The sequence below is a fragment of the Fischerella sp. genome (genome assembly GCF_013388695.1).
GTDB lineage: Bacteria > Cyanobacteriota > Cyanobacteriia > Cyanobacteriales > Nostocaceae > PCC9605.
Map to the genome: position 1 here is coordinate 1 of NZ_JACAEU010000044.1, position 21,121 is coordinate 21,121.

General features: G+C 44.1%; 20 protein-coding genes. 12 read left to right on the forward strand and 8 right to left on the reverse strand.

All coding sequences use genetic code 11. From position 1 onward, the window contains the following. Nucleotides 1-359 precede the first annotated feature (359 nt). Genes HXY43_RS07175 through HXY43_RS07185 form a run of 3 tightly spaced genes read right to left on the reverse strand, consistent with a single transcriptional unit; the run spans nucleotide 360 to nucleotide 1,239 of the window. Nucleotides 360-794, reverse strand: coding sequence for a DUF2887 domain-containing protein (locus tag HXY43_RS07175; RefSeq protein ID WP_290881656.1), 435 nt, complete (start codon nucleotides 792-794; stop codon nucleotides 360-362). Beyond that, a complete protein-coding gene (locus tag HXY43_RS07180) occupies nucleotides 788-1,003 on the reverse strand; it encodes a hypothetical protein (RefSeq protein WP_290881658.1) in 216 nt (71 codons plus the stop codon). Before HXY43_RS07180 ends, HXY43_RS07175 begins: the two co-directional genes overlap by 7 nt. Next, nucleotides 1,000-1,239, reverse strand: coding sequence for a hypothetical protein (locus HXY43_RS07185; RefSeq protein WP_290881660.1), 240 nt, complete (start codon nucleotides 1,237-1,239; stop codon nucleotides 1,000-1,002). Before HXY43_RS07185 ends, HXY43_RS07180 begins: the two co-directional genes overlap by 4 nt. A 62-nt stretch (nucleotides 1,240-1,301) precedes the next feature. Here HXY43_RS07185 and HXY43_RS07190 point away from each other — a divergent pair, with 62 nt between their 5' ends. Then, nucleotides 1,302-1,487, forward strand: coding sequence for a sigma factor-like helix-turn-helix DNA-binding protein (locus tag HXY43_RS07190; RefSeq protein WP_367161467.1), 186 nt, complete (start codon nucleotides 1,302-1,304; stop codon nucleotides 1,485-1,487). Between the two features lie 379 nt (nucleotides 1,488-1,866). Then, on the forward strand, nucleotides 1,867-3,258 hold the full coding sequence (locus HXY43_RS07195; RefSeq protein ID WP_290881662.1) for a malic enzyme-like NAD(P)-binding protein: 1,392 nt from the start codon (nucleotides 1,867-1,869) through the stop codon (nucleotides 3,256-3,258). 600 nt (nucleotides 3,259-3,858) lie between these two features. Here HXY43_RS07195 and HXY43_RS07200 read toward each other — a convergent pair. Continuing rightward, complete coding sequence (locus HXY43_RS07200) at nucleotides 3,859-5,184, reverse strand: hemolysin family protein (protein ID WP_290881665.1); 1,326 nt, start codon at nucleotides 5,182-5,184, stop codon at nucleotides 3,859-3,861. A gap of 308 nt (nucleotides 5,185-5,492) precedes the next feature. Between HXY43_RS07200 and mfd the strand changes: the two genes are divergently transcribed. Both mfd and HXY43_RS07210 read left to right on the forward strand, forming a co-directional pair. Beyond that, nucleotides 5,493-9,029 (forward strand): transcription-repair coupling factor, encoded by a 3,537-nt coding sequence (gene mfd, locus HXY43_RS07205; protein WP_290881668.1) that lies wholly within the window; start codon nucleotides 5,493-5,495, stop codon nucleotides 9,027-9,029. A gap of 18 nt (nucleotides 9,030-9,047) precedes the next feature. Further along, complete coding sequence (locus tag HXY43_RS07210) at nucleotides 9,048-9,326, forward strand: hypothetical protein (RefSeq protein WP_051470137.1); 279 nt, start codon at nucleotides 9,048-9,050, stop codon at nucleotides 9,324-9,326. 61 nt (nucleotides 9,327-9,387) lie between these two features. On the opposite strand, the gene HXY43_RS07215 is transcribed toward HXY43_RS07210, so the two are convergent. The 3 genes from HXY43_RS07215 to HXY43_RS07225 all read right to left on the reverse strand — a co-directional run bounded on the left by HXY43_RS07215 (nucleotide 9,388) and on the right by HXY43_RS07225 (nucleotide 12,452). Beyond that, nucleotides 9,388-10,791: an NAD(P)(+) transhydrogenase (Re/Si-specific) subunit beta gene (locus tag HXY43_RS07215; protein ID WP_290881674.1), complete on the reverse strand. Its 1,404-nt coding sequence runs from the start codon at nucleotides 10,789-10,791 to the stop codon at nucleotides 9,388-9,390. Nucleotides 10,792-10,884: 93 nt separating this feature from the next. After that, a complete protein-coding gene (locus HXY43_RS07220) occupies nucleotides 10,885-11,172 on the reverse strand; it encodes an NAD(P) transhydrogenase subunit alpha (RefSeq protein ID WP_026735009.1) in 288 nt (95 codons plus the stop codon). Between the two features lie 107 nt (nucleotides 11,173-11,279). Further along, nucleotides 11,280-12,452 carry a Re/Si-specific NAD(P)(+) transhydrogenase subunit alpha gene (locus HXY43_RS07225; RefSeq protein ID WP_026735010.1) on the reverse strand — a complete coding sequence of 391 codons (1,173 nt, stop codon included), beginning with the start codon at nucleotides 12,450-12,452 and terminating at the stop codon, nucleotides 11,280-11,282. An 884-nt stretch (nucleotides 12,453-13,336) separates the two neighbouring features. Between HXY43_RS07225 and HXY43_RS07230 the strand changes: the two genes are divergently transcribed. The 8 genes from HXY43_RS07230 to HXY43_RS07265 all read left to right on the forward strand — a co-directional run bounded on the left by HXY43_RS07230 (nucleotide 13,337) and on the right by HXY43_RS07265 (nucleotide 20,130). Next, nucleotides 13,337-13,849 carry a DUF2808 domain-containing protein gene (locus tag HXY43_RS07230; protein WP_290881679.1) on the forward strand — a complete coding sequence of 171 codons (513 nt, stop codon included), beginning with the start codon at nucleotides 13,337-13,339 and terminating at the stop codon, nucleotides 13,847-13,849. Between the two features lie 151 nt (nucleotides 13,850-14,000). Next, nucleotides 14,001-14,135 carry a 50S ribosomal protein L34 gene (gene rpmH, locus HXY43_RS07235; protein WP_290881681.1) on the forward strand — a complete coding sequence of 45 codons (135 nt, stop codon included), beginning with the start codon at nucleotides 14,001-14,003 and terminating at the stop codon, nucleotides 14,133-14,135. Nucleotides 14,136-14,158: 23 nt separating this feature from the next. Then, complete coding sequence (rnpA, locus tag HXY43_RS07240; RefSeq protein ID WP_290881684.1) at nucleotides 14,159-14,581, forward strand: ribonuclease P protein component; 423 nt, start codon at nucleotides 14,159-14,161, stop codon at nucleotides 14,579-14,581. Then, on the forward strand, nucleotides 14,568-14,960 hold the full coding sequence (locus HXY43_RS07245) for a PH domain-containing protein (RefSeq protein ID WP_026735013.1): 393 nt from the start codon (nucleotides 14,568-14,570) through the stop codon (nucleotides 14,958-14,960). Before rnpA ends, HXY43_RS07245 begins: the two co-directional genes overlap by 14 nt. 308 nt (nucleotides 14,961-15,268) lie before the next feature. Further along, nucleotides 15,269-16,411 (forward strand): membrane protein insertase YidC, encoded by a 1,143-nt coding sequence (yidC, locus tag HXY43_RS07250; protein ID WP_026735014.1) that lies wholly within the window; start codon nucleotides 15,269-15,271, stop codon nucleotides 16,409-16,411. After that, nucleotides 16,411-16,929 carry a R3H domain-containing nucleic acid-binding protein gene (locus HXY43_RS07255; RefSeq protein ID WP_290881690.1) on the forward strand — a complete coding sequence of 173 codons (519 nt, stop codon included), beginning with the start codon at nucleotides 16,411-16,413 and terminating at the stop codon, nucleotides 16,927-16,929. The genes yidC and HXY43_RS07255 overlap by 1 nt, the downstream gene beginning before the upstream one ends. A 362-nt stretch (nucleotides 16,930-17,291) precedes the next feature. Continuing rightward, entirely contained in the window at nucleotides 17,292-17,813 is a 522-nt protein-coding gene (locus tag HXY43_RS07260; protein ID WP_290881692.1) for a YceD family protein, read from the forward strand. A gap of 352 nt (nucleotides 17,814-18,165) precedes the next feature. Beyond that, on the forward strand, nucleotides 18,166-20,130 hold the full coding sequence (locus tag HXY43_RS07265; protein ID WP_290881695.1) for a heavy metal translocating P-type ATPase: 1,965 nt from the start codon (nucleotides 18,166-18,168) through the stop codon (nucleotides 20,128-20,130). Between the two features lie 129 nt (nucleotides 20,131-20,259). Here the strand turns inward: HXY43_RS07265 and HXY43_RS07270 are convergent, their stop codons facing one another. Beyond that, nucleotides 20,260-21,114, reverse strand: a complete 855-nt coding sequence (locus HXY43_RS07270) for a DUF72 domain-containing protein (RefSeq protein ID WP_290881697.1) — start codon at nucleotides 21,112-21,114, stop codon at nucleotides 20,260-20,262. Nucleotides 21,115-21,121 lie beyond the last annotated feature (7 nt).

A 21,121-nucleotide genomic window follows, 5' to 3' on the forward strand; every position in this document is an offset into this window, starting at 1 on the left:
ATGTGCAAATTGTTCTATCACTTACATGGGTACACATATATTGCCCATAAAGGCTAGGTTCTTTATTTGGTAAGGGTTTAAGGGCTGTTTAGTACATTTGCACCGGGGGAAGTTCAGTTTAAAACTCAGATCGCTTTGACAACGGCATTGCAACCATGCCTCTTCAACTGTCCTACATCAGAAAATCCACTGTCCTCTACAAAGTGCGATCGCGCATTCTTGTACAAGACGGCACAGATGCATGCATGTGAGCTTGCACAGAATCTTGAAGTCTAAAATCCTTGTATGACAAAATTTTTAAGTATAGCTATTGTTGAAGTCATAATCACGCGGCTTCAAGCGCGAGGAAATCACCTAATTTAAGACTTCTCTTCTAAAGCTTTTCTAATGGTTTCATCATCTAATTCTAATAACTCTGATATATCTTGAACACTCAGTCCCTTTTGCACAAGCTTTGGCAAAATTTTTAACTTAGTTTCTAGTTCGCCTTCTTCTTTTGCTTCTTGATAAACTCTAGTTTCTTTCAGCAAGTTTAAATTCAGCATGGTTTCTATTTCCTCGCGGCTTAAATTCGGAAACTTGTAGACTACGATTGTCTCTATAAATTCTAGAACTTTTCTTTGGCTTCTTGTGTCTGTCAATTCCTCCTTTGCTTTGTTAATTAGGGTTTTAGCTAATTCTGTGGCTTTGTTCTGACTCTCTATAACTAAGCGTATAATTCCTATTCCCAAAGAATCATCTGCTATGTCTTCAAGTTCATCTAGATAAAAGCGACGTAGATGAGGTTCTAACAAGGAACGATAACGTTGGGGATAGGTACGTTCATTGCTGCGTTTGTCGACGAGGCGTCAGTAACGCGATCGCGCATTCTAATAATCGGCGAACTAGGATGGCAGCACCCGCAAGGGGCGAAGCTAAACAAATCGCCGTCAACAATTACCGGATGATTGCTAGGGCGGACTGTTGCTGTTCCAGGGGGGCACAAACGGTCTACTGTACTCAACTGAGGGCGTTGCTTGGGGCTATTCCTGCCGGAGCACGAGCGCGATCGCGCTCCTCACAGGGAGTGGTTAAGAAGCCGTCAGCGGGAGGCGGTGGATGTGCGCTCAGAGGATGAGGTGCTATCCATTGCCCCGAGTAAGGAGGGATCGAGCAAAGCAAGATAGGGGCGTATTTCGAGTATTGGGATGACCACACCCTGGGCTTGAATGGCATGATGTTGGCTAAAACCACAATCATCCTTATCCCCTTTAAGCGATAATAGACAGGGGGTTTGAAAAGTATTTTTTGGGATATGGAGTGTGAAAAGATTAACTGAACAAGAAAAACAAAATATTCTGCAACTGTATCGTGAAACAAACGAAACCACCACAACTTTGGCTTCAAAATACAATGTCACTGAATCAACGATTAGCCGTCTATTAAAAAATTCTTTACCAATGCAAGAGTATGAACACCTTATTCGTTTAAAACGAGCTGCTCGTTGACCTTTTTTGAATTCAAAATGCCACGCCCGCACCCATTCACGCAGTCAGAAAAAAGAAATTTTTGAATTGATTAATTTTGAGTACAGGCTCCCACGCTCATGAAATGAGCGTGGTCAACAAGGCAGTGGTGGTAATGGCACCCCCACTAATTGTAATTTAAGGGCTGTTTAGTACATTTGCACCGGGGGAAGTTCAGCTTAAACACTTGAAAACGGGCAATAGATAAATTTCTTATAAAGATTTATCTCGCGAATGAAAATGAAATTATATGGTGCATCAGAGTACAATTGCTAAATTGTGACCAGTTTATAGTACTGAATCTTCAGATTTTAGATTTTTAGCGCTAAATTCAATCTAAAATCACCCATCCAAAACAACAATGACAGACCTAACCCCTAACTCTAGTTTTAGTTTGACACTCCGCCTTGAGATTCCCAACCGTATTGGGATGTTAGCTAGCGTTACTAAGGCGATCGCCACTAGTGGTGGTAATTTTGGTCAGATTGATTTAATCGAGCAAACCAGAGCTGTTTCCATTCGCGATATTACCGTTGATGCCGCAAGTACCGAACACGCGGAAACAATTGTACAAGCAGTAAAGGCTTTACCAGACATTAAAGTTCTGGATGTTTATGACCGCACTTTTAATCTGCATCGTGGCGGTAAAATCAGCATCATCAGCAGAATTAGCCTCAAAAGCGTGTCTGACTTAGCAATGGCATACACGCCTGGAGTTGGACGTGTTTGTAATGCGATCGCTCAAAACCCAGAAGAAGTTTACAACTTAACTATTAAACAAAATACGGTTGCAATTGTGACTGATGGCAGTGCAGTTTTGGGATTGGGAAATCTAGGCCCAGAGGCTGCCCTACCAGTCATGGAAGGTAAAGCCATGCTTTTTAAAGAATTTGCTGGTATCGATGCTTTCCCTATCTGTCTGGCAACCCAAGATACAGATGAAATAGTCCGTACTGTAAAAAATATTGCCCCTGTATTTGGAGGCGTGAATTTAGAAGATATTGCTGCCCCTCGCTGCTTTGAGATCGAACAAAAACTGCGACGGGAGTTAGATATTCCTGTTTTTCATGACGATCAGCATGGCACAGCGATTGTTACCTTAGCAGCGCTGTTTAACTCACTGAAATTGGTACATAAGTCAATGGAGGAAATCCGCATCGTTATTAATGGTGCTGGGGCGGCTGGAATTGCGATCGCTCGTTTATTGCACAAAGCTGGGGCAGAAAAAATTTGGATGTGTGACTCTAAAGGAATTCTCTCTACTAGTCGCACCGATTTAACAGAAGAAAAACGCGAATTTGCTGTCAAAGCCAAGGGTACTCTTGCAGGTGCAATGCAAGGGGCTGATGTATTTATCGGTGTGAGCGTACCGGGAGTATTAACACCGGAAATGGTGCGTTCAATGGCCAAAGATCCAATTGTGTTTGCAATGGCAAATCCAATTCCTGAAATTCAGCCAGAATTAGTTAACAAAGAAGTTGCCGTCATGGCCACCGGTAGAAGTGACTACCCAAATCAAATTAATAATGTTCTAGCTTTTCCTGGAGTGTTTCGCGGTGCGTTAGATTGTCGCGCAGAGACGATTACCACTTCAATGTATTTAGAAGCAGCAAGTGCGATCGCTTCTTTAGTCAAACCATCAGATTTAGACAGAGAACACATCATTCCTTCTGTATTTGATGAGCGAGTCGCCACTACTGTTGCTGCTGCTGTGCAACGGGCAGCCCGCCAAGATGGAATTGCTCGTAGTTAACTAAGCAATAGAGTAGCGATGCAGTATTTATAAATTTTTGGTGCGGTAAGACAAGGGAGAGGGGAAACGCTTCGCTGAATTAAAAGTTAAAAATTAAAAATGAAGATTGAATTTTTAATTTTTCATTCCGAAGGTGTCCTCCTTCTCTTCCAATTTGAAGATTACTGACTTGGTGTTCTAGGCAATCATAAGCACCACGTTACCGACTGTGCGATCGCTTCTTACTAAGATGCTAAAACTGGCAAAAACTAGAATATGTAATACTTTGAGCTAACAAAACCATGCTAAAAGTGTATAAAATTTTTATAAATTTAGCAAAATTAGCCATGTATTTACTGTCAAAAAAGTAAATTTTATACTAGGTTGCAGTCAAAGATAGTACTTCCCTCACCCCCTGCCCCTCTCCCAATTTGGGAGAGGGGAGGGTGGTTTCATACAAACACCAGAAAAATTAATTAGTCCCTTCCCACCCAGAGATATTTATGTTAACGAGGCGTTGCTGATTTGAAGTATGAATCCAAGTGTAGAGACGCGAAATTTCGCGTCTCTACAAGGGTTTCGGAATCACACTTTCAGCTATCCCCCATCTCCCTCAGAGGTCTAATTTTCTCTTTTCCCTTCCGTTGATTGCTTCTGTTTTGGTACTACAAGCACTTTATCAACGCGGTTGCCATCCATATCCATCACTTCAAAGCGCATACCCTGCCATTCAAAATGATCTGCTGCTGCGGGAATGCGACCGAGATGAGTAATGACAAAACCACCCAATGTTTGATAGTTACCTTGATGGTCTCGTAGATATTCTTCGAGGTCGAAAAGCTCAAAAAATTCTTCTACAGATAACATGCCATCCAATAACCAAGAACCATCCTCTCGTTGCACGGCTTGGGGATTTTCCAATTCATCGGCAGTAGGAACATCACCGACAATTTCAATCATGACGTCATTGAGAGTCACTAATCCTTGAATTACACCGTATTCATCCACTACCAGCGCCATGTGAGTGACGGTTTGCTTGAACAACTCCAAAACTTTCAAGCCACGGGTGCTTTCGGGCACAAACACGGGCTGCTTCAATCCCACTGTCAAATCCAACTCTTCGCCACACAAACTTCGGGCTAATAAATCAGTGACAGGGATAACACCGAGAACATTATCTAGCCCCCCCTGACAAACCGGATACCGAGAATAGCCACTCTCAATCACCTTCTGGCGATTTTCTGCTAGGGAGTCCTCCAAGTCTAACCAAACAATATCCGGACGCGGTGTCATAAAAGAACTTACAGGGCGATCGCCTAAACGAAACACTCGCTCCACCATATCTTGTTCTGCTTCCTCAAAGGTTCCCTCTTCTGTGCCTTGCTCGATTAAAACTCGAATTTCTTCCTCTGTTACTTGTGGTTCTGTGGATGGTCTAATGCCCAAAATTCGCAATACTGCATCAGTAGAAATACTTAATAAATAAACTATAGGGGAACCAATTGTTGCCAACATTCGCATAGGGATAGCAACAATAGAAGCAATAGGTTCTGGGTGATTTAATGCCACTCGCTTAGGAACCAATTCACCAATAATCAAGGTAAAATAAGTAAGAATTAATACTGAAATCACGGTGGCGATCGCATCAGCATAAGACGTTAGCCAGGGAAGTAGAGCCAAAATAGGCTCTAGTCTCCTAACTATGGTCGATTCAGCAAAAGCACCCGACAAAATACTAAGGAGAGTTATCCCTACCTGAACAGTAGCTAAAAATTTGTTCGGAGAAGAAGCCAATTCTAAGGCAACACGAGCCTTTTGATCTCCCCGTTCGGCAAGCTGTTGCAAACGCACCTTTCGTGCAGAGACAATAGCCAACTCTGACATGACAAACACGCTGTTGGCAAGGATTAGTAGGAGAATAATTAAAATTTCGACAGTTGGTGACATTCTTAAAAATTGCCGATGTTAGCGGCAAACTGCATTTAAGTTGAATCTGCTAGTATCTAGTATCTAAGATGTTTATAGACAACATTCTGAAATATATAGAAAACCAACCATTAGTAATTATTCATAAGTGATTTGTCAGTAGAGAAAACTGTTTACGTATACGAACTGTAAGTTTCAGTCGTAATTGTACTAAGGACTAGGGTCTTTCGAGCAAGATCAATAGGATTGTTGACATTTTTAAAATAGTTGATGTAGGCGCTATGATTGTGGATCGCTGGTCAGAACGACTCCCACCTGTTTAAGAACTTATGGCATTTTCTTCCATTGTGCGCGCCCTAGGGCGATCGCCACTTACCAGTGAACTTCTCTCCAAGCTAAATCGGCAACAAGATTTACGTTTGAATGGTATTCCCAGGCTACCCAAAGGCTTGGTCACTTCAGCTTTGGCTCAAACTGAGGGACAGAATTTGTTTGTGGTCTGTGCCACTCTGGAAGAAGCCGGACGCTGGACAGCGCAGTTGGAGGCGATGGGGTGGCAAACCGTGCATTTTTACCCAACCTCTGAGGCGTCCCCTTACGAACCTTTTGATCCCGAAACTGAAATGACTTGGGGACAGATGCAAGTCCTGGCGGACTTAGTCAAGAGTCAAGAGTCAAGAGTCAATAGTCCAAAAATTACTAATTTGGCTATTGTCGCTACTCACGCATCGCTACAACCTCACCTGCCACCACCAGAAGCTTTTCAGCCATTCTGTCTTACCCTCAGACGGGGCATGGAATTTGATTTGGATAGCTTTAGTGATAAGATAGCTAGTCTGGGGTATGAACGAGTTCCACTGGTGGAAACAGAAGGACAGTGGAGTCGGCGCGGTGATATTGTTGACGTGTTTCCGGTGTCTTCGGAGTTGCCAGTCCGTTTGGAATGGTTCGGTGACGAAATTGAGCAAATCCGAGAATTTGATCCAGCAACTCAACGTTCTGCTTTAGATAAAATTGAGCAGCTAATTCTCACTCCCACTAGCTTTGCTCCCGTGGTGATGGCAGCGTTGAGTGGGGAGAGTTTAGAAACCGTCAAAACTTACCTTTGCGCCACCGAACAAGAACAGATTGATGCAGGTACATCTTTAGAGGGTAGCCGTCGCTTTTTGGGCTTAGGTTTCACGCAACCAGCTTCCTTATTAGATTATTTACCAGAAAATACTCTGGTTGCTATTGACGAGCCAGAACAGTGTCACGCTCACAGCGATCGCTGGGTGGAAAATGCCGAGGAACAGTGGCTAACTCTGGGGAGTAGGGGAGCAGATGAGCAGGAAGATCGCAGCATAGAAGAAGCTTTGATTGCATTACCCAAAGTTCATCGTTGGTTTGATGATTGTCTGAGTGCTGCACAGGCATTTAAAAAACTATATTTATCAGAACTAGCGGAGGAAAATCAAGGTATCAATCTTGCCAGTCGCTCTGTACCAGCAACACCGCACTCCTTTGCTAAAACCGCAGAAACACTGAGACAGGAGCGCGATCGCAATTTCTCGATTTGGTTAATTTCGGCACAACCGAGCCGTTCTGTGTCTCTGTTGCAAGAACACGACTGTCCAGCTCAGTTTATCCCCAACCCCCGCGACTATCAAGCGATTGATAAGCTACAAATTAATCACGTACCAGTCGCCCTAAAATATTCCGGTCTGGCTGAATTAGAAGGTTTTATTTTACCTACTTTCCGGACCGTTATTGTCACTGACCGCGAATTTTACGGGCAGCATAGCCTAGCAACTTTTGGTTATGTCCGCAAGCGTCGCAAAGCTGCTTCTAAACAAGTAGATCCCAACAAACTGCGTCCCGGCGATTATGTGGTGCACAGAAACCATGGGGTCGGTAAATTCCTCAGACTCGAAAGTCTCACACTTAACAACGAAACTCGCGATTATTTGGTGGTGCAATACGCCGATGGTTTATTGCGGGTAGCAGCCGATCAAGTCAACGCTTTGTCGCGGTTTCGTACGACGACCGAGAAGCCACCAGAACTAAATAAAATGACTGGTAAGGCTTGGGAAAATACCAAGAACAAAGTCCGCAAAGCAATTAAGAAACTGGCGGTGGACTTGCTTAAGTTATACGCAGCGCGATCGCAACAAAAGGGTTTTGCCTTTCCGGCAGATATGCCTTGGCAGCAAGAACTGGAGGACTCGTTCCCTTACCAACCCACAACCGATCAGCTCAAAGCTGTGCAAGATGTCAAACGGGACATGGAAAGCGATCGCCCGATGGATCGCTTAGTGTGTGGCGATGTCGGTTTTGGTAAAACTGAAGTAGCTATTCGCGCGATATTTAAAGCTGTCACCGCCGGTAAACAGGTGGCACTCCTTGCACCTACTACAATTTTAACGCAACAACACTACCACACCCTTAAAGAACGCTTTGCCCCCTACCCCGTTAATGTCGGGTTACTCAACCGCTTCCGCAGTCCCCAAGAACGCCGCGAAATTCAAAAACGATTGGCAACGGGTGAGTTGGATGTAGTTGTAGGTACACATCAACTTTTGGGCAAAGAGGTTAATTTCAAAGAATTGGGACTGTTGGTGGTGGATGAAGAACAGCGGTTTGGGGTGAACCAGAAAGAGAAAATTAAAACCCTGAAAACTCAAATTGATGTGCTTACCCTCTCGGCTACACCCATTCCCCGCACCTTGTATATGTCTTTGTCGGGTATCCGGGAAATGAGTTTGATTACTACACCGCCACCATCCCGGCGTCCGATCAAAACTCACCTCGCACCGATTAACCCGGAAACAGTCCGCAGTGCCATTCGCCAAGAACTCGACAGAGGCGGACAGGTGTTTTATGTAGTACCGCGTGTAGAGGGTATTGAAGAAACAGCCAGCGAATTGCGGGAAACGATCGGGGGTGCGAGAATTGCGATCGCTCACGGACAAATGGAAGAAGGTGAGTTAGAAGCAACCATGCTTTCTTTCAGTAATGCCGAAGCAGATATCTTAGTTTGTACCACGATTATTGAATCTGGTTTAGATATCCCGCGCGTCAACACAATTTTGATTGAAGATGCCCACCGCTTCGGCTTAGCGCAGTTATACCAGCTGCGGGGACGTGTGGGACGTGCGGGAATTCAAGCTCACGCTTGGCTATTTTACCCCAAACAACGATCGTTATCCGATGCCGCCCGGCAACGCTTGCGAGCAATACAGGAATTTACCCAATTGGGTTCCGGGTATCAATTAGCAATGCGCGATATGGAAATTCGCGGAGTTGGTAACTTGCTGGGTTCAGAACAATCCGGTCAAATGGATGCAATCGGCTTCGATTTATACATGGAAATGCTAGAAGAGTCGATTCGGGAAATCCGAGGACAAGAAATACCCAAAGTTGACGATACTCAAATTGATCTCAATCTCACAGCATTTATTCCCGCAGATTACATCCCCGATATTGAACAAAAGATGAGTGCTTACCGTGCGGTTGCTGCTGCCAAATCTAAAGAAGAATTACAACAAATTGCCGCTGAGTGGAACGATCGTTACGGTGCAATTCCCAAACCTGCAAATCAACTATTGCGGGTAATGGAATTGAAACAACTGGCGAAAAAGCTAGGCTTTAGCCGCATTAAACCAGAAGCCAAACAGCACGTTGTTTTAGAAACGCCAATGGAAGAACCCGCTTGGAACTTGTTAGCGGGAAATCTACCAGAAAATCTCAAATCTCGCTTTGTTTACTCACCAGGGAAAGTGACAGTGCGCGGTTTGGCAGTACTCAAAGCAGATCAGCAGTTGCAAAACCTGATTGATGCATTTGAAAAAATGCAAGGCGCGGTTGTAGAAGCGGCGGTTGTTTAAGATAATTGTAGAGATGTAATGTTCCTTGCGTCTCTACAATCCTATATTCCCAATCTCAAATTCTTAAAGTCAATATCAGAGATAAAGAAAGGAGAACCTAAAGCCCCCAAGACATTACCTGTTAAACAAAGCCAAGTAATTGAAGAAATCACTCAAGAAAACACTGAAAGCTTTTTGAAAAAATTTGCATGGGCAGCTAAAAGTGATTTGTGTGAAGAGGGAGGCGTGCTAAACACTCAGTGGAAAAAATGGGCTGATCTCAATAAGTTATGCCGTAACACACGCTACTTAATATAGTGAGCTAAAAATATTTTTCCCCTCCCCGCAAGCGAGGAGGGGCTAGGGGTGAGGTTCAACCCTACAACTGCTTCACCTCAGAAACCAACTTCGCCACCATATCTTTCGCACTACCAAAAAGCATCGTGGTTTTATCTTTGTAGAACAACTCATTATCTACACCAGCAAAACCTGTACTCATACCGCGCTTAATCACAATCGTCTGCTTCGCCCTATCTACCTCCAAAATCGGCATCCCGTAAATTGGACTGTTGGCATCACTCCGCGCGGCTGGGTTCACCACATCATTTGCCCCAATTACCAGCGCTACATCCGTCTGCTCAAACTGGGGATTGATATCTTCCATATCATACAGTTGCTCATAGGGCACATTCGCCTCTGCTAGCAACACATTCATATGTCCCGGCATTCTTCCAGCGACAGGGTGAATAGCATATTTCACTTCAACGCCCATCCGTTCGAGCTGATCTGCCAACTCGCGTACGCTGTGCTGTGCTTGCGCTACCGCCATCCCGTACCCAGGAACAATCACCACAGAACGGGCATAGCCCAGCATCATTGCGCCTTCTTCTGCATCGATGCTGCGGACGGTTGTATCAGTTATACCACTGCCTCCACCCGCAACCGCACTTCCACCACTGCCAAAAGCACCGAATAGAACGCTGATCAAAGAGCGATTCATCGCTTTACACATGATCTCGGTCAGAATAATACCCGATGCTCCCACCAATGCACCAGCAATGATTAGCATATTGTTCATCACCACAAAACCAGCGGCGGCTGCGGCTAAACCAGAGAATGAGTTCAACAGTGAAATGACCACTGGCATATCGCCACCACCAATAGGGATGACGAACATTACACCCAAGACTAAAGAAACTGCAACGATCGCTAAAAATGCGGTCAGGTTATGGGGTTGCATGAGTAAAAAGGCACTACCCACCACATAGGAACCCAACAGCAAGGCGTTGATTGGTTGCTGTAAGGGAAATGTAATCGGGGAACCGCTAATAATGCCTTGCAGTTTGGCAAAGGCAATCATACTACCCGTGAAGGTGACGCCACCGATTAACACATCCAACAACATGGAAATGTTGGCATCTAGGGGTACGGCTTCAGCATGTTGCAGCAACCGCCAAAATTCAGCGACGGCGACAAGCGCGGAAGCCGCACCACCCAATCCGTTGAGTAAACCTACCATTTGGGGCATATCCGTCATTTGAACTTTATAGGCGCCGATCGCACCTAGTACCGATCCAATTGCCAACCCCAACAAAATCATTTCGTAGTTCAACACATGCCGATCCAACAGTGTTGCTGCGATCGCCAACAGCATGCCCACAGCGGCTACAACATTACCTTGCCGTGCTGTAGCAGGAGAACCCAGCTGTTTCAAACCCAGAATAAATAAAGATGCAGCGACTAAATACGTCAGCTGAATTCCAGTTGGAAGAAAGTCAGTCATAATTTAGCGGTAATTGGTAATAGTTGATTGTTAGTAGTTAGTAGTTAGTAGTTAGTAGTTGGTTATTAACCACTAACCACTATCCACTAACCACTAACTTGCTTTTTTCTTAAACATTTGCAACATCCGATCTGTGACTAGGAAACCACCCACCACGTTGATGGTTGCCAGTACCACGGCTATCAAACCGAGAATGACTGACACATTCCACTCTTTCGCACCGGAAGCTACAATCGCCCCTAATACAGCAATGCCAGAAATCGCGTTTGAGCCTGACATCAAGGGCGTATGTAAAGTTGGCGGTACTTTGTTGATGACTTCAAATCCGGTAAACGATGCCAAAACAAATACGAACAAAGCCGCAATTAATGCTTCTGTCATGTATTTACAAACTCCTGTAATTTATTTCTTGGTGTCTTTGTGCCTTGGTGGTTAATTAAATGCTGATAAACCACCAAGACACCAAGACACAAAGGAAACTTCAGTGCTTAACTAACTGGTGACTGTTGAGCGCTAATAGCTTGCAGCGCCTCTTTTATCCGTGAAGAGCGAATTTCACCAGCATGGGTAATGCAAGCTGCATCAATGATGTCGTCAGCAAAGTCAATCTGCACAGCTTTGTCTTTTATGAGCAGTTGCATTAAGGATGTCAAATTCTTGGCATACAACTGGCTAGCGTGGACTGGCATTGAGGATGGTAAATTAATCGGGCCGATAATGGTGACGCCGTGCATGACAATATCTTTGCCGGGATCGGTGCAGGCACAGTTACCACCTTGTTCGGCAGCAATGTCTACTATTACCGAACCTGTTTTCATCTGCTTTACCATCTCTTCGGTGACTAGAAGAGGTGCTTTTTTACCAGGAACTTGGGCAGTGGTAATGACAACATCAGCATTCTTGATGTGTTCGGTGACAACTTCCTGGGTGCGCTTTTTGCTGGCTTCGGAAATTTCTTTGGCGTAACCACCAGCAGCGGTTGTTTCTTCATCCAATTTGATTTCTACAAATTTTGCCCCGAGGCTTTGCACTTCTTCTTTGACGGCGGGGCGGATATCAAAAGCTTCTACCAACGATCCCAAGCGTCTGGCGGTAGCTATTGCTTGCAAACCAGCCACACCAGCACCCATGATAAATACTTTGGCAGGGGCGATCGTGCCAGCAGCTGTTGTCAGCATGGGGAAATATTTAGGTAATGCTGCTGCGGCAATTAATACGGCTTTATAACCTGCTATTGACGCTTGCGACGACAAAGCATCCATACTCTGCGCCCTCGTGGTGCGGGGAATCATTTCCATGCTGAAAGCAGTTACTTTGCGTTCTGCCAATCGCTGCGCTACGATTGGATTTCCTAAAGGATTGAGAAAGCTAATCAGTACAGCGCCTTCTTTGAGCAAGTCAATTTCTGAACGCCCATCTTCTCGCTCTTGTGGTGGGCTGACTTTGAGCAAAATGTCTGCTTCACCCCATAATCTGCCACTATCGTTAATAATTGTGGCTCCTGCGGCTTCATAGGCAGTATCATTAAAAAAAGCTCGCTCTCCCGCACCAGCTTCTACCCAAATCTCTAAACCTTGCTTTACCAATCGCGCTACAGTATCGGGAATTAATGCCACACGACGTTCACAAACTTCTATTTCTTTAGCAACTGCTATTCTCATGCAATCTCCTTGAGATTAATACTTCTGTGCAAGCTGTGAAATCTTTCTGATGAGTAAATAGACGCACTCTTAGCAATTCACCAACCCAAAAGCGATCGGCGTTGGTTAAAGGTAAAGGAGCAAACCTTTCTCCCTTAACCATTTCCTCTTAACTCATCTGCCAAAGTTGATTTGGCGGACTGGTGAGCGTATGGGCGGGGGCTATCGGCTATTGGCTTTTCGTGTTGATTGCACCTACGCTTTCCCACTCTACCTATCCAGGCTAAGCCTGACTGTGCCGCTCATGGATGTCACAATTACAGATACTTGCTTTTATGGGTTATTTATTGCACATCCTATGCTGATCCCCAAGTTTTACATCTGTGTCTTCAACTTCTTTTAGGGATTGAAAACTATTGTTGTGCGTTGTTTACATTGTGCAATATCGATTAATTTCCCACAAACTAAATCCTCAAATATTTAGAATTATTTTTGTTGATGAGCAATGCTTGTTGTAACCAATCTAGCCCAATTACACTCGCGATCGCTCTATTTAATAGCTTAATTTTTATAACAAAAATCTTAATTTTAGATAAACTTATAAATATTCGGAAACATCATCCTATTTAAAGTGTGTTTTACATCTAGTGGAATCACTGTCAAGCTAGTCATCATAAAGTCTTGCATTTCTCTAAAGTCATAGCTTGTTCAAATAATTTACGTAATAAAATATACTAATTATTCAATAATTATTCTGACGAATTCTTATGATGAATCCAGAACAGATGGCACTTTTGTTCAAGATTTTACGTCTATAGTGAGAAAGTCAGTAGTAAAGTTTATTTACGAACATTTACTCCCAGCTACTGAGACAAAACACCAATTTCTGCAACAGGAGCTTAACTATGCGACGTTTACTTTCTACTTTAGTTGTGACTGGCTGTTTGCTGACAGGGCTACCAGCCATTAGCTTGGCACAGAGTTTGCCAGGCTTTACACTGTGGAGCGGTGTCAAAAGCGAAAATCAACTGCCCTTCCGATTAGATTTTGGCGGTCAAACCAATGCTTGGGATAGATATCGTTTGAGAATCCCCGCCAAAAGGATGAAATTCGCCGCTTCCCAATTTGTTGTTAACTATCCTCAATACTATAAAGGAACCTTAGATCCCAAGAAGATTGAGGTACGGGTAAAAGACAAAAAAGTGCCACTGTCTGATGTGAAATGGGATCAGGAAAATCGTGTGGTTGAAATTTACCCTCAAGAGCCTGTACCAGCAGGTAGCGACGTTGAACTGATATTCTCTAATGTCAAAAACCCAGCTTTTGGCGGCATGTTCTATTGGAACTGCTCAATTCAAACCCCTGGTGATGTACCCTTAGCTCGTTACTTGGGAACCTGGATTCTTAGTATTAGTTAGTCAATGGTCATTAGTCATTGGTCATTAGTAAAACACTCTTAACTTTGGACTCTTGACTATTTTGCAACCATTTTTACTTTTTTATCACAAAACGTGATAAGATTATGGATTGTGGCTTTTTTTATAAAAAATTGCTGGAGAGGATAAAAGTATGCGAAGAACTTTAGAGGGAACTAACCGAAAAAGAAAAAGGACTTCTGGTTTTCGTGCCAGAATGCGAACACCAGACGGTAGAAACGTTATTCGGGCAAGAAGAAGAAGAGGACGTTATCGCCTCAGCGTTTAGGGTAGGGAATTTAAACAGTAGCGGTGGCTTTGCCCAAAGCAAATCGGCTTAAATCTCGAAAAGATTTCCAGGCAGTTTCCCGGGAAGGCATTCGTCGTCATGGTTTTTATTTAACGTTGAGAGCCTTACGACCGTCAGATTTGAAAAAGCCTCCTGTGGATGCTGCCGAGCATATTGCACTATCAACAGACTCAGTTGATCTTGTTCCTACCCGAATTGGTATTTCGATTAGTACCAAAGTCAGCAAACGGGCAGTAATTCGTAACCGCCTGAAGCGGCAAATATCAGCAGCTTTACATCAGTTGTTGCCCAAATTGTTGCCAGGGTGGCGACTAGTGGTGGTTGTAAAGCCAACCGCAGCAGAATCTGAGTGCGTAACCCAACAATTTCTGCAAGAATTAGAGCAGTTGTTGGCACAAACTGAGGTATTAAATGGGCATTCGTGAAGAAGTTTATTTTGAAGGCGGCCCCCATATAGGGGATTTGATAATAAACATACTTATTGGGTTGACTATTGTGGGTTTACCACTGACAGTTGGGGCAATTGTCAGAGCATTGTGGCTGCGTTATCGCATCACCGATCGCCGAGTTTCTGTAACTGGAGGTTGGAGAGGACGCGATCGCAGCGATGTTATTTACTCAGAAGTTGTCAAAATTGTCAAAGTTCCCCGTGGCATAGGTTTATGGGGAGATATGGTACTCACCCTCAGAGATGGTAGTCGTCTAGAACTGCGGGCTATTCCAAAGTTCCGGGAAATTTATGATTACATCAGTGAAAGAGTCGCCGCCAAAAATCCCAATTTTAGTGGTGCTGCGAAGAAATGATCGGGAGATTGGGTGATGGGGAGATGGGGAGAATTTATCAGCTACTTTCCCCACTCTCCCCCTCCTACCCTCCCCCACTCCTCTTTTCCACTCCTCTTTTAATGTGCGGCTATCCGTAGTTGAACTATAGTCGCAGACGAATCCTGATTTAGATACATTAGATTCAGTCTGCCAATTTTGGAATTCTTGTTGGTAGTTGGTAGTTGGTAGTTGGTTGTTCCAAACAACAAACAACAAACAACAAACAACAAACAACAGAATTTAAAATCGGTAGTAAATTTACATTACCTCAGGTTGAATTCAGAATAATGGATTTTGGTATCGGGTTTCTCTCGAACAACGTAATGTTGCCAATCATAGACTTGTTCTATAGCATTCTGCCAAGCTATGGATTGGCGATCGTTGCCTTGACTTTAATAATTCGTTTTGCGCTTTATCCTCTCAGTGCTGGCTCAATTCGCAATATGCGACGGATGCGAATTGTCCAACCTTTGATGCAAAAGCGAATGCAAGAAATCAAAGAACGCTATAAGGACGATCCGCAAAAGCAGCAGGAAGAAATGCTCAGTGTCCAGAAAGAATTTGGCAATCCCCTTGCTGGATGTTTGCCACTTCTTTTACAAATGCCGGTTTTGCTAGCATTGTTTGCTACTTTGCGGGGTTCACCTTTTGCCAGCGTTAACTACTCCGTCAACCTGCAAATCCTTCCTGCCGAACAAATCGAACGAATTCAACCCCAGGCCTTTGCTACTCCCCCCCAAAACATTTACGTCGCTGATGGGGAACATGTTAAGGTAACTGCTATCCTGCCTGGAGGCAATAAATTAGCTGTAGGAGAACACACTAAGATTCAATATCAGACTCTTGAGGGCAAGCCTTTTCAGGCAGTATTGGCAGAACACCCAGATACTAATTTGGTTCCCCAATGGAAAGTTATTAAAGGGGAAGAAAGAATCAAAATTGATCCTGAAGGCAATATCGAAGCCTTACAGCCAGGGGATGTTACTATTCAGGGAACAATTCCCGGACTAGCAGCAGATCAAGGGTTTTTATTCATTGATGCCTTGGGTAGAGTTGGGGCTATTGATCCTGATGGCACTGTACATTGGGATATCGTGGCGATGGTAGTGCTATTTGGGATTACCCTTTACGTCAGCCAAGTGCTTTCCGGGCAAAATTCCAGTGGTGGCAACCCCCAACAAGATACAGTCAACAAAATCACGCCCGTGATCTTTTCAGGGATGTTTTTGTTCTTCCCTCTGCCAGCTGGGGTGCTGATGTATATGGTGATTGGTAATATTTTCCAAACTCTGCAAACTTATATTCTTTCTCGCGAACCCCTGCCAGAGGAACTACAAAAAATAGTAGACTCCCAGGAGAAAGAAGCAGAAGCACAACAAAAAACGCTGCCGTTTGAGCCAAAAAGTTCTAAGAAAAAGGCCGCAGGTTGATGATGACCGACACTCGGATGCAACGAGGGCAGCAGTGGTTAAAAACACTGCTGCAATTAACCGGAATCAATACGGAAATTCAGGCTGAGTTAGAAGCAACTGCAATTGGTGAAGGCGAGTCAACTGAACCTGATAATTACTGGTTGATAATTGATGAAATCAATATGATGCCTGACCAAATTCAGGTTTTAATCGGGCCTGGTGGTGTAGTACTAGATGCTATTCAATATTTAGCGAATTCTGTTCTCAACTTAAATCAACCACCAGAAGAGCAAGCTTCTTACACAATTGAGTTGAACGGCTACCGCGTGAAGCGACAAGCAGAAATTCGCGCGATCGCCCAAGCAGCTGCGATGCAAGCGCGTACAACAGGTAAAGAAGTGGAAATCAAATCTCTCAGTTCAGCTGAACGTCGCCAAATCCACACCTTCTTGAAAGAATTTGGGGATTTAGAAACCTTCAGCAGAGGCAAAGAGCCGCATCGCAATCTGGTTGTACGTCCCGCATTGCCAGAATAAGTAGGGGCGAAGCATTTGAATATATATCTTTCCATTGAACTAAAAATATTGTTATACAAATGCTTCGTTCCTACAGTAGTTGGTAGTCAATCTCCTCTGCTTCGCTACGGGGAGTCCAGGTCAAGAGTCCATAGTCAAGAGTCAAGAGTTTTTTACTAGTGACCAATGATCGATGACTATTGACTATTAACTGCGCCGAAGGCGGCCAAAAACTAATAAATCATCACTGCCGCAAAAAGTTATTAAAATCGGTATTTATTAGCGATAAAACTAAATCGCAAAAAAGTTAGACTAGAGAAGTATTATCGGCAAAATTGCTGATAAAGAAAGACAATTTTTCGTGAGGATGTCTCACAAATCCTATGGACGCGATTTACATTCCGCAGCTAACCAAAGCGCCGGAGCGAACAGAGGAAATTCAGGTGAAAGAGTTCCTGCCTGATTTGGATACCTTAACACCAGTTCGCGGTCGCATTCGCGTGCAGCATCGTGGCAATTACCTGGAAGTGTCTGGTCAAGCGGAAACAATTATTACTTGTACCTGCAACCGCTGTTTGCAAAACTATAATCATCGCTTGGTGGTTGATACTTCCGAAATCATCTGGCTAGACGAAGCCGCCGAACAAGAACAAGCCTTGCCCTTGGAGCGGGAAGTCGCTGTGGAAGATTTGGTGGAAACTTTATCACCCTATGGGTATTTCGATCCTGGCGAATGGCTATACGAGCAAGTGTGCCTAGAAATTCCTCAGCGCCAGCTTTGTGATGTCAATTGTTCGGGTATCCAACCAAGTAAACCAGATAGTAGTAATAACAATTCTAAACATAAGCGAGTTGACCTTCGCTGGGCTTCTTTAGAAGCCTTGAAAAAGCAACTTCCTTCGTAGGTATTTGTCCTTTGTCATTTGTCCTTTGTACTGACAAAGGGCACTAATTCTAAAAAAGGCAATAATAACCCATCATAAATTTTAATCTTACCAGGTTAGAGTAACGTATTTTTTACAATTTCCCAAATAACACAAATTCGTATACTAATTGAGAATTTTTAGCGTAAAATCAGCATAAATTTAGTCTGTTTGCAAATATTTATAAATTTTTTTCATTCTTCATCTCTCTTAAAATTTGTTTGTTCCAAACAACAACCAACAACCAACCACTAACAGCTGCCACAAGAAATACATTGACATTAACACTAATGTCAAGGTTTAGCGTAAGAGAGTCAGTGCTAGTTGAACTCTCATGCTTTACCCAGAACGCTTGCATCAATTCACCAAAGAACATTCAGACGCCTTCGCAGCTATCGTTTGTGGGCTGCTGTTGTTGATTGGATGGTTGGCTTTGCACCTTGGCTTTTTGGGGTGGGCGCTGCTGCTACTACCCGCAGCTTATATTATTGGTGGCTACGAAAGCGCCCGTGAGGGACTGACAACCCTAATCGAAGAAAAAGAACTGGATGTAGATTTGCTGATGATTGTGGCGGCGCTTGGTGCTGCTGGTCTAGGCTTGTGGCGAAGAGAGTATCATCTGATTATCGATGGGGCTGTTTTGATTCTCATCTTTGCGATTAGTGGTGCACTGGAAGGCTATGCGATGCGGCGGACAGAACGGAGTATCCGCAGTTTGATGAGTCTGACACAAGACACGGCCACCGTTCTGCGTCAAGGAAAAGAAGAGGTTGTTCCCGTTGTCCAGTTACAAGTAGGGGATGAAATCATCGTCAAGCCAGGGGAGTTAATTCCCACAGACGCAGTGATTGTGGAAGGTTACACTACCCTCAATCAAGCCGCAATTACGGGTGAGTCTTTACCTGTAGAGAAAACTGTGGGTGACGAAGTATTTGCAGGTACGCTCAACGGCTATGGGGCGTTGAAGTTAAAGCTGCATCAACCACCGGAAAGTAGTTTGATTCAACGCGTGATTCGTTTGGTAAAGCAAGCACAAACAGAAGCACCTCCTTCCCAACAATTTATCGAGCGATTTGAACGGGCATATGCGCGGGTGATTGTAGTGGCGGGAGTTTTGCTAGTCATTTTGCCACCGTTTCTTTGGAATTGGGATTGGGAAACTACGATTTATCGTGCCTTAACTTTTCTAGTGGTGGCTTCTCCTTGTGCGCTCATGGCGGCAATTATGCCAACACTGCTTTCAGGAATTGCCAATGGTGCCAAACAAGGCATTTTGTTCAAGAATGGCGCTCAGTTGGAAATGATGGGGAGAGTACGGGCGATCGCATTTGACAAAACAGGCACTCTCACCACAGGACAGGTACAAGTATTCCAGGTAAGCACAAATAGTAATTACACTCGCTCAGATGTATTAAAAGCTGCTGCATCAGTGGAATCTCGTTCGGAACATCCTCTCGCTCAGGCAATCGTGGAGGCATCTAAAAACTTGGATTGGGTTGCTGCAACAGAGGTACAGGCTTTTCCCGGACAGGGAATACTTGGTATTGTAGATAACCAAGAAGTGATTGTTGGGAAAAATGGTTTTTTACAAAAGTATGTTGCAAATTTACCCACTAATTTAAGTGATATTGCTGAAGATTGGGAGCGAGAGGGGAAAACGGTTGTTTGGGTAGCAAATTCTAGATGGGGAGATGGAGAGAAAACTTCACCCCACCATCCCACCACCCCATCACTTTATCAAGTGCTAGGCATAATAGCTATTGCAGATCAATTGAGAACGCAAGCAGCAGAAACCATTACCCGTTTGAAAAAATTGGGAGTTGAACAAGTAGTCATGTTGACTGGAGATAATCAACAGACTGCTGAAAGTGTAGGGCGGGAAGTTGGAGTAGATCGAGTATATGCAGAACTTTTACCGGAAGATAAGTTGCATGTCATTCGTAGTTTACAGCGAGAGTATCAAACGGTGGCAATGGTAGGCGATGGTATTAATGATGCGCCAGCCCTAGCTCAGGCATCGGTGGGCATTGCAATGGGAGGGGCGGGGAGCGATGTCGCCTTGGAAACTGCGGATATTGTCTTAATGGCAGATAGATTAGAGAAAATTGAAGTAGCAATGCGGTTGGGTAAAAGGGCGCAGGCGATAGTCAAACAGAATATAGCTATTGCTCTAGGGTTTATTATTTTGCTTTTGATTGGCAATTTTATGGGTAATATTAACTTACCGATCGGCGTGGTAGGGCATGAAGGATCTACTGTGTTTGTTACCCTTAGCGGTTTGCGACTGCTGAAAAAATAGAGATTGGGGATTGGGCAAAAATAAGTCAAAAGTTAAAAGCTAAAAGTAAAAAGAAAGAATTTTTTCTTTTACCTTTTTACTTTTTACTTTTCCAGTTCCTTTGCCCAATGCCCGATGCCCAATGCCTCTTCACCATAGGCTGAGTTGATTGGGGGAGTTGTCCAGGTGATTCCAAGGAAGGGGTGGAACTGCTACACCACTTTGTTCCAATAATCTTTGGAAGTAACGCGCTGTACTGGGCGATCGCTCTTCTGTTGGACAATGAACAAAAAAATAAATTCGCTTCCCTTGCTGTAACCACTGCTGAATTTGAGTTACCCACTCCTCCATAAAAGGCTGATTCACTGTTAAATTGGGATGCGAAATAAACCGAATTAAACTAAAAGGCGCTGTAACGCTAAATTGTACAGGTAGTTTGGGTTTTCGCCGTTCTGATTGTAACTGAGGATCGTCATCCCCAGTGTAAATAGGACGAGAGTCTAGCAAAACCCTTCCCACACCTAACTGTTCTAACAGTACTGTCAATTGACTAGCATAGGGTTCTGCGAACCAGTCGCGATGCCGAACTTCTAGCGCCAGTGGCACTTCTTTTCGAGGCCAAGATTCAAGAAAAGCAGTAATATCATCAATTGCTGTAGGTGCGTAACTGGGTGGTAACTGAGCAAAAATCGGGCCAAGACGTTTACCTAAAGGACGCATTCCTTCTATGAATTTCAATGCGTCAGGAATATGGGTTTGCAGCAGTTTGTTGTGGGTGATGTCTCGCGGCAATTTCAGACAAAATTCAAAACCAGGGGGTGTTTCGGCTGCCCAACGAGCTACAGTTTCTGGGTTTGGCACTGCATAGAATGTGGTATTACCTTCCACCGTAGTGAAGCGACGACTGTAGAGGTGGAGAAAGTCAGCGGTGCGAGTACCTTGAGGATAAAGTTCACCCACCCAACCTTTATACGCCCAAACAGCGCAACCAATAAAAAAGCTCACAAAAATA

Coding starts and splice junctions, on each gene's coding strand:
- HXY43_RS07185 (WP_290881660.1), bottom strand. CDS start 1,239: ATGATTGTGGTTTTAGCCAACATCATGCCATTCAAGCCCAGGGTGTGG.
- HXY43_RS07195 (WP_290881662.1), top strand. CDS start 1,867: ATGACAGACCTAACCCCTAACTCTAGTTTTAGTTTGACACTCCGCCTT.
- HXY43_RS07200 (WP_290881665.1), bottom strand. CDS start 5,184: ATGTCACCAACTGTCGAAATTTTAATTATTCTCCTACTAATCCTTGCC.
- mfd (WP_290881668.1), top strand. CDS start 5,493: ATGGCATTTTCTTCCATTGTGCGCGCCCTAGGGCGATCGCCACTTACC.
- HXY43_RS07210 (WP_051470137.1), top strand. CDS start 9,048: ATGTTCCTTGCGTCTCTACAATCCTATATTCCCAATCTCAAATTCTTA.
- HXY43_RS07215 (WP_290881674.1), bottom strand. CDS start 10,791: ATGACTGACTTTCTTCCAACTGGAATTCAGCTGACGTATTTAGTCGCT.
- HXY43_RS07220 (WP_026735009.1), bottom strand. CDS start 11,172: ATGACAGAAGCATTAATTGCGGCTTTGTTCGTATTTGTTTTGGCATCG.
- HXY43_RS07225 (WP_026735010.1), bottom strand. CDS start 12,452: ATGAGAATAGCAGTTGCTAAAGAAATAGAAGTTTGTGAACGTCGTGTG.
- HXY43_RS07230 (WP_290881679.1), top strand. CDS start 13,337: ATGCGACGTTTACTTTCTACTTTAGTTGTGACTGGCTGTTTGCTGACA.
- rpmH (WP_290881681.1), top strand. CDS start 14,001: ATGCGAAGAACTTTAGAGGGAACTAACCGAAAAAGAAAAAGGACTTCT.
- HXY43_RS07245 (WP_026735013.1), top strand. CDS start 14,568: ATGGGCATTCGTGAAGAAGTTTATTTTGAAGGCGGCCCCCATATAGGG.
- yidC (WP_026735014.1), top strand. CDS start 15,269: ATGGATTTTGGTATCGGGTTTCTCTCGAACAACGTAATGTTGCCAATC.
- HXY43_RS07255 (WP_290881690.1), top strand. CDS start 16,411: ATGATGACCGACACTCGGATGCAACGAGGGCAGCAGTGGTTAAAAACA.
- HXY43_RS07260 (WP_290881692.1), top strand. CDS start 17,292: ATGGACGCGATTTACATTCCGCAGCTAACCAAAGCGCCGGAGCGAACA.
- HXY43_RS07265 (WP_290881695.1), top strand. CDS start 18,166: ATGCTTTACCCAGAACGCTTGCATCAATTCACCAAAGAACATTCAGAC.